General features: G+C 71.1%; 11 protein-coding genes. 5 read left to right on the top strand and 6 right to left on the bottom strand.

All coding sequences use genetic code 11. From position 1 onward, the window contains the following. Positions 1–431: 431 nt before the first annotated feature. Both fomD and ACWGE1_RS36905 read right to left on the bottom strand, forming a co-directional pair. A complete protein-coding gene (fomD, locus tag ACWGE1_RS36910; protein WP_453424834.1) occupies positions 432–1,151 on the bottom strand; it encodes a cytidylyl-2-hydroxypropylphosphonate hydrolase in 720 nt (239 codons plus the stop codon). A 113-nt stretch (positions 1,152–1,264) separates the two neighbouring features. Beyond that, on the bottom strand, positions 1,265–2,668 hold the full coding sequence (locus tag ACWGE1_RS36905) for a class II fumarate hydratase (RefSeq protein WP_453424833.1): 1,404 nt from the start codon (positions 2,666–2,668) through the stop codon (positions 1,265–1,267). 109 nt (positions 2,669–2,777) lie between these two features. Here ACWGE1_RS36905 and ACWGE1_RS36900 point away from each other — a divergent pair, with 109 nt between their 5' ends. Next, a complete protein-coding gene (locus ACWGE1_RS36900) occupies positions 2,778–4,304 on the top strand; it encodes a ricin-type beta-trefoil lectin domain protein (RefSeq protein ID WP_453424832.1) in 1,527 nt (508 codons plus the stop codon). 65 nt (positions 4,305–4,369) lie between these two features. Here ACWGE1_RS36900 and ACWGE1_RS36895 read toward each other — a convergent pair whose 3' ends face one another. Beyond that, entirely contained in the window at positions 4,370–5,128 is a 759-nt protein-coding gene (locus tag ACWGE1_RS36895; RefSeq protein WP_453424836.1) for a glycerophosphodiester phosphodiesterase, read from the bottom strand. A gap of 62 nt (positions 5,129–5,190) precedes the next feature. Between ACWGE1_RS36895 and ACWGE1_RS36890 the strand changes: the two genes are divergently transcribed. After that, a complete protein-coding gene (locus tag ACWGE1_RS36890) occupies positions 5,191–5,547 on the top strand; it encodes a hypothetical protein (protein ID WP_453424831.1) in 357 nt (118 codons plus the stop codon). Here the strand turns inward: ACWGE1_RS36890 and ACWGE1_RS36885 are convergent, their stop codons facing one another. Together ACWGE1_RS36885 and ACWGE1_RS36880 are read right to left on the bottom strand one after the other, a co-directional pair. Next, positions 5,548–6,150: a hypothetical protein gene (locus tag ACWGE1_RS36885; protein ID WP_453424830.1), complete on the bottom strand. Its 603-nt coding sequence runs from the start codon at positions 6,148–6,150 to the stop codon at positions 5,548–5,550. Between the two features lie 138 nt (positions 6,151–6,288). Beyond that, on the bottom strand, positions 6,289–7,953 hold the full coding sequence (locus tag ACWGE1_RS36880) for a fumarate hydratase (protein WP_453424829.1): 1,665 nt from the start codon (positions 7,951–7,953) through the stop codon (positions 6,289–6,291). Between the two features lie 150 nt (positions 7,954–8,103). Between ACWGE1_RS36880 and ACWGE1_RS36875 the strand changes: the two genes are divergently transcribed. Both ACWGE1_RS36875 and ACWGE1_RS36870 read left to right on the top strand, forming a co-directional pair. Then, on the top strand, positions 8,104–8,763 hold the full coding sequence (locus tag ACWGE1_RS36875) for a DUF1707 SHOCT-like domain-containing protein (RefSeq protein ID WP_453424828.1): 660 nt from the start codon (positions 8,104–8,106) through the stop codon (positions 8,761–8,763). Between the two features lie 157 nt (positions 8,764–8,920). Continuing rightward, positions 8,921–9,328, top strand: a complete 408-nt coding sequence (locus ACWGE1_RS36870) for a WhiB family transcriptional regulator (protein WP_453424827.1) — start codon at positions 8,921–8,923, stop codon at positions 9,326–9,328. Between the two features lie 99 nt (positions 9,329–9,427). Here the strand turns inward: ACWGE1_RS36870 and glpX are convergent, their stop codons facing one another. Next, positions 9,428–10,459 (bottom strand): class II fructose-bisphosphatase, encoded by a 1,032-nt coding sequence (gene glpX / locus ACWGE1_RS36865; RefSeq protein ID WP_030712049.1) that lies wholly within the window; start codon positions 10,457–10,459, stop codon positions 9,428–9,430. Positions 10,460–10,696: 237 nt separating this feature from the next. Between glpX and ACWGE1_RS36860 the strand changes: the two genes are divergently transcribed. Beyond that, the gene (locus ACWGE1_RS36860; protein WP_453424835.1) at positions 10,697–11,215 is read left to right on the top strand and encodes a DUF4245 domain-containing protein; all 519 of its coding nucleotides are present in this window, start codon (positions 10,697–10,699) and stop codon (positions 11,213–11,215) included. Positions 11,216–11,297: the final 82 nt, after the last annotated feature.

Raw genomic sequence — 11,297 nt, 5'->3', positions numbered from 1 at the left:
CGCGGCATGCGTGCGTACGGCCTCGGCGGCGGCGATGGGCGCCTTGCCGTGGCCGGCCTCGTCCGTACCTCCGCCGGAGGCGACGGGCTGCGGGCCCTCCTGGGAGGTGGGGTACTCCGTCACGCGTGGATTTCCGTCCGTTTGCGCTCGATGTGCGCTGCACTCAACTCGGTCAGTCGCGGTATACCCGCTCAGCGGCCCGGGCACCATCGCCCCGAGGTTCCTCCCCCAAACTTCTCGCTTGACCTCCGGCCGGGAGGTGCCCCTGACGGACCCCCGCCCCCTCGTCGCCCCTCGTCGTGCGTTGACCTCCGGTCAAGTCCCGCGTGCGGCAGAGCACTTGCGCAGTGGTGCACCGACCGCACCGTTCCGCGCGCGTGACCTCGTGGAGGACGATCCTACGTTTGAACCCCGGGGGCGCATCAAGGGTCTCATGAGGTCATATGCGCCGGGGTTCGGTCCCAGTCCTCCGGAAGGGCCGGAATCCTCCAGGCAGGATCCGGTCGCCAGTCCTCCCATCCGGCGGAGAACGGGGCCCCCCATTGCCTGATCACCGCCACCGCCGCACGCCCCGCTTCCCTTACCCGGCCCGCCTGCTCACGGTCCATCAGGCCGGAGCGCTGCGCCTGGGCGAACTCGTCCTCGTCCAGCCACTTCCAACTGCGGTCCGGGTAAACGGCGATGTCGAGGAAGTGGTCCACGGAATCCACTCCACCGGCCCAACGCGACCGCGGCTCCTCCAGGTTCACGTACCAGTTCTTGAACTGCCAGCCGGGTCCCCAGAACAGCCACACCGACCACGGGTCGCCGGGCCGGGCCAGTTTCAGGACACCGCCGCCGAACCAGCGCGACCGTGCGGTGGTCCGCGGCGCTGTGTAACGGGTGGCCAGCGGCTCCTCGTGGACGGAGGTGCCGTCGGCGAGGACCGGCTTGACGCACTCGGTGCCCGGGGCCATCCACACCGCCAGCAGCTCGTCGGTGTCCTGGACCACGGTCACCGGGCGGCAGATGTGCACCGGGCCCTTCAGCCCCGGGGCGTGGTCGCGGTAGCGCCAGAGGACCTGGTCCCCGGGCGTCCAGCGCGGGCCCTGTGCGGGGCTCGGCGGCACGCTGCGTGCCGTGTCGCTCCCGGGCTTGAAAGTACCTGTCATGCGCAGATCTTAGGGCGGGGGTCCCCGCGCCCGCTGCGGCGCAGGTCACCGGTGGGTTCGGGGACGAGAATCGACCGGATTCGGACCCCCGCCCGGGGGTGCTGCCGGGTGGCTCAGGGGTGCGTCATGCGCAGCACGTCCAGGGCCTCGTCGAGCTGCTCCAGGGTGAGGGCGCCGCGCTCCACGTAGCCGGCCTCCAGCACCACCTCCCTGATCGTCTTCCGTTCGGCGAGGGACCTCTTGGCGACCTTGGCGGCCTCCTCGTAGCCGATGTAGCGGTTGAGCGGGGTGACCACGGAGGGCGAGGACTCGGCGTATTCCCTGGCCCGCGCCTCGTTGGCGGAGATCCCGTCGATCGTGCGGTCGGCCAGCAGGCGGCTCGCGCTGCCGAGCAGCCGGATCGATTCGAGGAGGTTCCTGGCCATCACCGGGAGCATCACATTGAGCTCGAAGTTGCCGGCCGCGCCCGACACGGCGACGGCGGCGTCGTTCCCCATGACCTGTGCGGCGACCATCAGGACGGCCTCCGGAACCACCGGATTGACCTTCCCGGGCATGATCGAGGAGCCCGGCTGGAGATCCGGGAGATTGATTTCGGCCAAACCGGTACGCGGCCCGGAAGCCATCCAGCGGAGGTCGTTGGAGATCTTGGTGAGCGAGACGGCGATCGTGCGGAGCATTCCGGACGTTTCCACGAGCGCGTCCCGCGCCCCCTGCGCCTCGAAGTGATTGCGGGCCTCGGTCAGCGGCAGCCCCGTCGCCGCGGCCACCTCGGCGATCACGGCGGCGGAGAACCCGGGCGGGGTGTTGATGCCGGTCCCCACGGCGGTGCCGCCCAGCGGCAGCTCGGCCAGGCGGGGCAGGGCCGCGCGCAGCCGCTCGACGCCGTAGCGGATCTGGGCGGCGTATCCGCCGAACTCCTGGCCGAGGGTGACGGGGGTGGCGTCCATCAGGTGGGTGCGCCCGGCCTTGACGACGTGCTCGAACTCGGCGGCCTTGCGCTCCAGCGCGGCGGCCAGGTGCTCCAGGGCCGGGATCAGCTCGCCGCTGACGGCGGCGGTGGCGGCGATGTGGATGGAGGACGGGAACACGTCGTTGGAGCTCTGCGAGGCGTTGACGTGGTCGTTGGGGTGGACCTCGCGGCCCAGGCGCTCGGTGGCCAGGGTGGCGATCACCTCGTTGGCGTTCATGTTGGACGAGGTCCCGGAGCCGGTCTGGAAGACGTCCACGGGGAAGTGGTCGTCCCAGCGGCCCTCCGCCACCTCGGCGGCGGCGGACCCGATCGCGTCGGCCGTGTCCTGGTCCACCACGCCGAGCTCGGCGTTCACCGCCGCGGCCGCGGCCTTGATCCGGGCGAGGGCCTCGATGTGCGCGCGCTCCAACCGCTGCCCGGAGACGGGGAAGTTCTCCACGGCGCGCTGGGTCTGGGCACGCCACTTGGCGTGCCGGGGCACCCGTACGTCGCCCATGGAGTCGTGCTCGATCCGGAACGCATCGGTCTGCTGGTCGTCCGTCATTTTCCTGGCCTCCTCAAAAAGTTGAGCAATTGTCTTGTTCGAAGTGTTCCCAACTCCCCTACCGGCCAGTAAATACCGGGGGTAACACCCACATCCGGGGAGGCGTTCCATGGCACGTACCCGTACGAAACCACTGTTCAGATCTACCTTCGCCGCCGTCGCGGCGATCGCGGCCGCCCTGGGGGGTGTCACCGCCGTCACCCCCATGGCCCAGGCGGCGACCGCCGCCGGGGTGGTCACCCCCCTCTCGCCCGAGCTGGAGGCCGTCCGCGCCGCGGAGGCCACCAAGATCTACGGTGATCCTGCCCCACGCCCGCTGAACGAGCGGAAAACAGGCCTGATCTCGCTGGGCGACAGCGAGATTTCGGGCGAGGGCGTCGGCAACTACGACCCCGCCACCAACACGCCGAACAACCAGTGCCACCGGTCTCCGGACGCGGCGATCCACCGCACCGGAATCCCGGCCGACCTGACCTTCAACGTCGCCTGCTCCGGCGGCTACACCGGCAACATCAGGATCGGCGGCAGCAAGCAGTACGCCGACGAGCTGGTGCAGAGCGACAACCTCGCCATCAAGGCGCGCAACACCAGGATCAAGATGGTCCTGCTGGTCGCCGGGGCCAACGACGACCTGCAGTTCGGCCCCGTCATGACCGACTGCGTGACCCGCTGGGTGCTCAGCCAGGGCACCTGCGAGCCCAAGTACGCGCCCGGCTGGCAGGCCCGCGTCGACGGCCTGAGGCCCAAGGTGGAGGCGACGGTCGCGGACCTCAGGACCGTCATGCGCGACGCCGGCTACGCCGACCCCGACTACAAGCTGGTCGTGATGGGCTACCCCAGCCCCATCGGGCCCGACTTCCACGACAACCCGGGCTTCCCCGGCAAGCTGCCCGGCGGCTGCGCCGGCTACGACTCCGACGCCACCTGGGGCCGCAACTACGCGGTGCCCACCTTCGAGAAGGGCATGCGCGCGGCGGCCCTCGCCTCCGGCGCCACCTACCTGGACAACTCCCGGCTCTTCCACGGCCACGAGGTCTGCATGGAGGACACCTGGGCCCGCGGCCTCTACCTGGACCTCGGGGACCACTTCCCGTGGGACGAGAACACCGCCCGCCAGTCCTTCCACCCCAACTACCGGGGCCACGGCGCCTTCGCGTCCTGTCTGACCCAGCTCTACAACTCCGGCCTGCGCGAGGCCTCCTGCGCCGACCCCGCCAGCACCGGCACGCCCGTCCTGCAGGCCGGGGCCTGGGACGACAAGTTCAAGCCCCTGAAGAACGAGGCGACCGGCAACTGCCTCGACTCCTTCGGCGGCTCCAGCGCCAATGAGACGAAGATCGTGGGCTGGGACTGCCACGGCGGTCGCAACCAGGGCTGGTGGTACGACACCGCCCGCAGGTCCGTCCACATCGAACTGACCCAGGACCGCTGCCTCGACGCCCCCGGCGCCAACTACGGAGCCGGCACCGGCCTGATCATCTGGAACTGCCACGGCGGCGCGAACCAGCAGTTCGTCCGCGACGGCGCCACCCTGCGCCCCGCCGCCGCCCCGGGCATGTGCCTGACGGTGGCCGCCGCCCACGAGCCGCTGCGCCTGCAGACCTGCAACGGGTCCGCCAACCAGCGCTTCGTCTGACCGCCCCGCACCAGCAGACCCCCCACGCCCGGCCGGCGCACCCCGGCCGGGTGTTCCCATGCCGGTCACAAGGAGTGCAGGTACTCCCGTACCTCGCGGGGCCGGTTGGTGATCAGGGTGTCCACGCCGAGCCGCAGGCACAGCTCCACGTCCTCCGGCTCGTCCACCGTCCACACCCGTACGGACAGGCCCTTGGCCTTCAGCCGGGCCACCAGCCCCGGATCCTTGCGCAGCAGGTCGATGCCCGGCCCGGCGTGCCCCGCGAAGGGCGGCCTGACCGGCCGCAGCCGCCGCTCGATCAGGTAGACGGAGGGCAGGCCGGGCGCGAGCCGGTTCAGCCTCGTCAGGGCGTTGCGGGAGAAGCTCATCACCTCGACCAGGCCGGCCGAGCCGTCGGCCAGCCCATGCTCCTTCAGGACCCGTACGAGCTCGGCCTCCAGACGGCCGCCGGCACGGGTGGGGTGCTTCGTCTCGACGGCCAGCCCGACGGGCCGGTCGGCGGCCAGCGCCTCCTTGAGCAGGTCCTCGAAGAGCAGCACCTGCGCCCCGCGGTGCTCCTCGCCCTTCCAGCCGCCGAAGTCGAGCGCGCACAGCTCCTCGTAGGTCATCCCGGAGACCACTCCGCGCCCGTCCGAGGTCCGCTCCACCCGCCGGTCGTGCACGCAGACCAGCTTCCGGTCGGCGGTGAGCCGCACATCGCATTCGAGCGCGTCGGCCCCGTCGGCGATGGCCTGCCGGTAGGCGGCGAGGGTGTGCTCGGGGTGCTCGTGGGAGGCCCCGCGATGGGCGATGACGCGCACGTCGCGGGCGGTGAGGGGCTGCATCTGCGTCATGCCCCAGACGTTATCCGCAGGCGCGGGACGCCTTGGTACCGCATCCTGCCCGGATGGCCGAACAGCAGATGCACGCGACCTTTCACCGCGAGCCGTGCGAGGACTGCGTCCGGGAGGACTGGCAGTTCATCCGGGACGGCGAGCTGCACTGGGAGGGGTACGAGCACTGCCGCCGGTACGGGTCCTACGCCTGCGACGGCGGCCGGGGCGTACCGCCGACGCCGGTCCGGGAGCGCATCCTCGCCCGGGAGGGCGCAGTCCACCTGCCCGTCGGCGGGCCCGACGGGGTCCCGATCGCGCTGCTGCGCCGGGTGTACGGGCTGAGCATCGCCGAGGTCGTCGCCGCGCGGGCGGCGGGGTACCGGGCCACCCCCGTTGAGGCCCGGTACCTGTCCGGTCCGACGCCGTGACTACGGCTTCGGCTGCGGGGCCAAGGGTGCCGGGGTGACCTTGTAGCCGCCCTTGGTGACCTCGGTGAAGGGGGCCGGGGCCATGCAGGTTCCCACCGTTGCCTGCGCCACCGTGCCGTCCGGCTTCGCGTCGACGTTGGCGACGGCCCAGGAGAAGCCGACGCGGTCCGGCTCGCCGCGCCGGCCGTCCTGGACGCTGATGCCGATCCGCCGGCCCTCCCAGCCGACGTTCGAGGTCTTGACCACGGCGGTCAGAGTGGCGGTCCTGCCGCCCGTGACCAGGCAGTCCACCTCGGCCTCCCCGGTGCCGGTGAAGCCGGTCTCCGTGAAGTAGTGGGAGATCGTCACCCGGCCCCGCGCATCCGTCGGCATGCCCTTCTCCAGGCCCGGCACCGGATACGGCTTGCTCCACGGGGCCGACTCGGCGTCGACCGTGAAGCGGATGTCGTCCTTGGGGGCGTAGGGGAAGTGGATCGTGGCGCCCCCGTGCACCGAGGCGGTCTGCGGCGCGACCGGTGCCGCCGGGGCGGGGCTCGCGAGGGCCAGGGCCGCGAGCAGGGCGGCGGTTCCGGCGAAGGCGAGGGCGCGCGTGCGGGTCTGCATGGTGAACTCCCTTGTCGGGTGGTCCGTTCGGGTACGCGAACAGCCTCGCCGGGAGTCCGCCGGCCTGCCATCTGCCGAAGGGTGGATACGCCTGAGGGCCTCTCCCCCGAACGGGGGAGAGGCCCTCAGACGGTCGCGCTACAGGCCCGGGCCGCGGACCGGGATGTGGGTGAACGTCGGCTCCGGGGCCGGGTTCTGGAAGAAGTCGTTGCCCTTGTCGTCGACGACGATGAAGGCCGGGAAGTCCTCGACCTCGATCTTCCAGACCGCCTCCATGCCGAGCTCCTCGTACTCCAGGACCTCGACCTTCTTGATGCAGTCCTGGGCCAGGCGCGCCGCCGGGCCGCCGATCGAGCCCAGGTAGAAGCCGCCGTGCCTGCCGCACGCGTCCGTCACCTGCTGGGAGCGGTTGCCCTTGGCCAGCATGACCTTGGAGCCGCCCGCCGCCTGGAACTGCTCGACGTAGGAGTCCATGCGGCCGGCCGTGGTCGGGCCGAAGGAGCCCGACGCGTAGCCCTCGGGGGTCTTCGCGGGACCGGCGTAGTAGACCGGGTGGTCCTTCAGGTACTGCGGCATCTCCGCGCCCGAGTCCAGCAGCTCCTTGATCTTGGCGTGCGCGATGTCGCGCGCCACGACCAGCGGGCCGGTCAGCGACAGCCGGGTCTTCACCGGGTGCTTGGTCAGCGTCGCCAGGATGTCGTCCATCGGCTGGTTCAGGTCGATGGAGACGACGTCCGAGGCCTCGCTGAGGTGCTCGTCCGTGGTGTCCGGCAGGAAGCGCGCCGGGTCCGTCTCCAGCTGCTCCAGGAAGACGCCCTCGGCGGTGATCTTCGCGGTGGCCTGGCGGTCCGCCGAGCAGGACACGGCGATCGCGACCGGGAGGGACGCGCCGTGGCGGGGAAGGCGCACGACGCGGACGTCGTGGCAGAAGTACTTGCCGCCGAACTGCGCGCCGATGCCGATCTTCTGCGTCAGCTCGAAGACCTGCTGCTCCAGGGCCTCGTCGCGGAAGCCGTGACCCAGCGGGGAGCCCTCGCGGGGCAGCTCGTCCAGGTAGTGCGCCGAGGCGTACTTGGCGGTCTTCAGCGCGTGCTCGGCGGAGGTGCCGCCGACCACGATCGCCAGGTGGTAGGGCGGGCAGGCCGCCGTACCGAGGGAGCGGATCTTCTCCTCCAGGAACTTCATCATGGAGGCCTCGTTGAGGACCGCCTTGGTCTCCTGGTAGAGGAAGGACTTGTTGGCCGAGCCGCCGCCCTTGGCCATGAAGAGGAACTTGTATGCGCCGCCGTCGGTCGCGTACAGCTCGATCTGCGCGGGCAGGTTCGAGCCGGTGTTCTTCTCCTCCCACATGGTGATCGGCGCCATCTGCGAGTAGCGCAGGTTCAGGCGGGTGTACGCGTCGTAGATGCCGCGGGACAGGGCCGCCTCGTCACCGCCCTCGGTGAGCACGTTCTGGCCGCGCTTGCCCATCACGATCGCCGTGCCCGTGTCCTGGCACATCGGCAGGACGCCGGCCGCCGCGATGTTCGCGTTCTTCAGCAGGTCCAGGGCCACGAACTTGTCGTTCGAGGAGGCCTCGGGGTCGTCGATGATCCGGCGCAGCTGCGCGAGGTGCGCGGGACGCAGGAAGTGCTGGATGTCGTGGATGGCCTCTTCGGCGAGCTTGCGCAGCGCCTCCGGCTCCACCTTGAGGAACGTACGGCCGTCCGCCTCGAAGGTGGACACGCCCTCGGCGGTCACCAGCCGGTAGGGGGTGGTGTCCTCGCCCAGGGGCAGCAGGTCGGTGTACGCAAACTCTGGCATGACGGCAGTCATTCCTCACTCGGCAGACGGCGCTGGCGACCAATTGGCAGCGCGGTTAACCAGCGTAGGACCTCCGGCCGGTGGCGTGTCTGTGAGGTAAGGCTCACTCAGCAGTATCGCGATCTATCGTGTCTGGCTATGCTGGGCGTCGTGGACCTGGAAAAGCACCCCGCCGCCGCCCCCGTACCCGCCGCCGAGCTGCGCGCCTCCGACGCGGACCGGGACCGCATCGCGCAGATCCTCGGCGATGCACTTGCCGAAGGCCGGTTGACGGCCGAGGAGCATTCCGACCGCCTGGACACGCTCTACGCGGTCAAGACCGTCGGCGAGCTGGAAGTGCTCGTACGGGATCTGCCCGCGCCCGGGGGTGTCCATGCCTCCCCCGCGTACGCCGCGCCCCTCGCGGCTCCGGCCGGCCCGGCGGAGACCATAGTGGCCGTCTGCAGCAGCTCCGCCCGCAAGGGCCGCTGGCGGCCCGGCGCGCACACCCGGGCCGTCTCGGTCATGGGCGACATCAGCATCGACCTCACCGAGGCGGTCTTCGAGCAGCAGGTCACCGAGATCAACGTGACCTGCATCCTCGGCAACGTCGAGATCCTGGTCCCGGAGAACGTGACCCTGCGCGGCTACGGCAGCGGCGTCCTCGGCAACTTCGAGGTGCGCGGCGAGGGCCGCGGGGAGAGCGACCCGCAGGCGCCGGTGGTGATCGTCCGGGGCTTCGCCCTGCTCGGCAACATCGAGGCGCGGCCCAAGCTGGGCGCCCTCCTGGTGGATCTGGCCCGCAAGCTGCGCAAGCGGCTGGAGGGCTGAAACCGGCCCTGCGGCGCGGGTGCGCCGGGGGCGCGGCGAGGGTCTCGTTTCGGACGATCCCCCGCCGGCCCGTGGCACGGGGTGCATAGGGGCGCGTACAGCGGGTAGGGACAGGTGCGTCGTCTCTCGCTCACGTATACGTCGTCAGGAGTAGACCGTGCCGCATCCGCCGCATCAGTCCTTGCAGGTAGCCGCCGTGAAGAGCCTTCAGGGTCCTGGAGTGCGCCCTGCGGCCGTACCGAAGCCGCGGGTGCCGGCGAGGGCGGAGGACGGCCCATGGCACGCGGAGGCGGTGTGCCGCCGCGACGAGGCGGGGCTCTTCTTCGCGCCGTCCAAGGAGCCGACCGCGGCCCGGCTCTCCCGCGAGGAGGCCGCCAAGCGCGTCTGCGCCCGCTGCCCGGTGATGGTCGCCTGCCGGGAGCACGCGCTGCTCCAGCCCGAGCCGTACGGGGTGTGGGGCGGACTCACCGCGGCCGAGCGCCGGGTGGTGCTGGCGCGGATGCGGCGCAGGGCCGCCGAGCTGCGCCAGGCCCCGGGGGCCGGGCCGATCGCCGCGGCGGGCTGAGCCGGCCGCCGTTCGCCGGGCGCCCGATGCCGAACGCGGACGTGCGAGAGGGGCGGTCCCGCCGCACGCGGTGACCGCCCCTCTCGTTTCCCGCCGTCCCTAGTGGGCGCGGTCGAAGTCGATCGCGCTGTAGGCGCGCAGCTTCGACAGGCGGTGGGTGGAGTCGATCTGCCGGATCGTGCCCGACTTCGAGCGCATGACCAGCGAGGACGTCGTCGCGGTCTCCGAGCGGTAGTGGACGCCGCGCAGCAGCTCGCCGTCGGTGATGCCGGTCGCGACGAAGAAGACGTTCTCGCCGGACACCAGGTCGTTCGTGGTCAGGACGCGGTCCAGGTCGTGGCCGGCGTCGAGCGCGCGCTGGCGCTCGGCCTCGTCCTTCGGCCAGAGCTTGCCCTGGATGGTGCCGCCGAGGCACTTTATGGCGCACGCCGAGATGATGCCCTCGGGGGTGCCGCCGATGCCGAGGAGCAGGTCGACGCCGGTGCCCTCGCGCACGGCCATGACCGAGCCCGCGACGTCGCCGTCGGAGATGAACTTGATCCGGGCGCCGGTCTCGCGGATCTCCTTGACGATGCCCTCGTGGCGGGGGCGGTCCAGGATGACCACGGTGACGTCCTCGACGGCCATGTTCTTGGCCTTGGCGACCCGGCGGATGTTCACCGAGACGGGCGCGTTGATGTCGACGAAGTCGGCGGCCTCGGGGCCGGTGACCAGCTTCTCCATGTAGAACACCGCGGACGGGTCGAACATGGTGCCGCGGTCGGCGGCGGCCAGGACGGCGATGGCGTTCGGCATGCCCTTGGCGTTCAGGGTGGTGCCGTCGATCGGGTCCACGGCGATGTCGACCTCGGCGCCCGTGCCGTCGCCGACCCGCTCACCGTTGAAGAGCATCGGGGCCTCGTCCTTCTCCCCCTCGCCGATGACGACGACGCCGTTCATCGAGACGGTGGAGATCAGGGTGCGCATCGCGTTGACCGCGGCACCGTCCGCGCCGATCTTGTCGCCGCGTCCGACCCACCGGCCCGCGGCCATGGCGGCGGCCTCGGTGACCCGGACGAGTTCGAGTGCGAGGTTGCGGTCGGGGGCCTCCGGGGAGACTTCGAGCTGGGGCGGCAGGTTGTGCTCGGTCATCGGAGCGCACCTTTCTGTACGGCGACGGCCGGGAAGTGAGGGTGCTGGAACTCTATCGGTACGTCGACATATTGAGCAGGGCGGGTCACGTATGAGCGGCATATCGGTCAGCCGATTGTCCTGAGCGGACGTCTTGCGGTCCTCCGGGACTCTCCAGGGTCCGCCGACATGCGCCGCACCGCGACCCCGGCGGTGATCGCCACCCCGTGATGCGGGACGATGGGTCGCGTGGCAGGTATGAAAGGCAAGCAGACGATCTGGGACATGGTCCGGTCGCTGGGGGTGATCGGCATCGTCGTCGCCGGGATCTATCTCTTCGTCCCGCATGACGAGAAGGCCGATCCGACGCGCACGGTCGACTACCGGGTGGAAACCCTGACGGCCCGGCGCGCGGCCCCGTACCCGGTGGCGGTCCCCGTGGGGCTCCAGGAGGAGTGGCGGGCGACCTCGGTGACGTACGAGCGCAAGAACGCCAACGCCTGGCACCTGGGCTTCCTCGACCCGGAGCAGCAGTACGTGGCGGTGGAGCAGTCCACGGACACCTCGGCCAAGTACCTCGCCCGGGTCACCCAGCAGGCGACGGCCACCGGACAGACGCAGCAGGTCGGCGACGTGACCTGGGAGCGCTGGGACGGCGAGAAGTACGACGCCCTCGTGCGGCAGGAGCAGGGCTACGTCACGGTGGTGACCGGGACGGCCCCCTTCGAGCAGCTCGGCGCGCTGGCGGCGACGCTGGAGTTCAAGCAGGGCAAGTAGGGCGGTAGGGCGAGTGGGGCGGGCGGCGCGAGCCGGTCGTCCCGACCGCCGCACTCGCCCCGCCCCGTGCATGCGAAAGGGC

This window comes from Streptomyces sp. NPDC054932 (assembly GCF_053610205.1).
The sequence above is the reverse complement of the archived record's forward strand: the minus strand, read 5'-3'. Positions and strand labels throughout refer to the sequence as shown.

What these genes read in the sequence shown, in the direction of transcription:
- fomD (WP_453424834.1), bottom strand. Translation starts at nt 1,151, where the DNA reads ATGACAGGTACTTTCAAGCCCGGGAGCGACACGGCACGCAGCGTGCCG.
- ACWGE1_RS36905 (WP_453424833.1), bottom strand. Translation starts at nt 2,668, where the DNA reads ATGACGGACGACCAGCAGACCGATGCGTTCCGGATCGAGCACGACTCC.
- ACWGE1_RS36900 (WP_453424832.1), top strand. Translation starts at nt 2,778, where the DNA reads ATGGCACGTACCCGTACGAAACCACTGTTCAGATCTACCTTCGCCGCC.
- ACWGE1_RS36895 (WP_453424836.1), bottom strand. Translation starts at nt 5,128, where the DNA reads ATGCAGCCCCTCACCGCCCGCGACGTGCGCGTCATCGCCCATCGCGGG.
- ACWGE1_RS36890 (WP_453424831.1), top strand. Translation starts at nt 5,191, where the DNA reads ATGGCCGAACAGCAGATGCACGCGACCTTTCACCGCGAGCCGTGCGAG.
- ACWGE1_RS36885 (WP_453424830.1), bottom strand. Translation starts at nt 6,150, where the DNA reads ATGCAGACCCGCACGCGCGCCCTCGCCTTCGCCGGAACCGCCGCCCTG.
- ACWGE1_RS36880 (WP_453424829.1), bottom strand. Translation starts at nt 7,953, where the DNA reads ATGCCAGAGTTTGCGTACACCGACCTGCTGCCCCTGGGCGAGGACACC.
- glpX (WP_030712049.1), bottom strand. Translation starts at nt 10,459, where the DNA reads ATGACCGAGCACAACCTGCCGCCCCAGCTCGAAGTCTCCCCGGAGGCC.
- ACWGE1_RS36860 (WP_453424835.1), top strand. Translation starts at nt 10,697, where the DNA reads ATGAAAGGCAAGCAGACGATCTGGGACATGGTCCGGTCGCTGGGGGTG.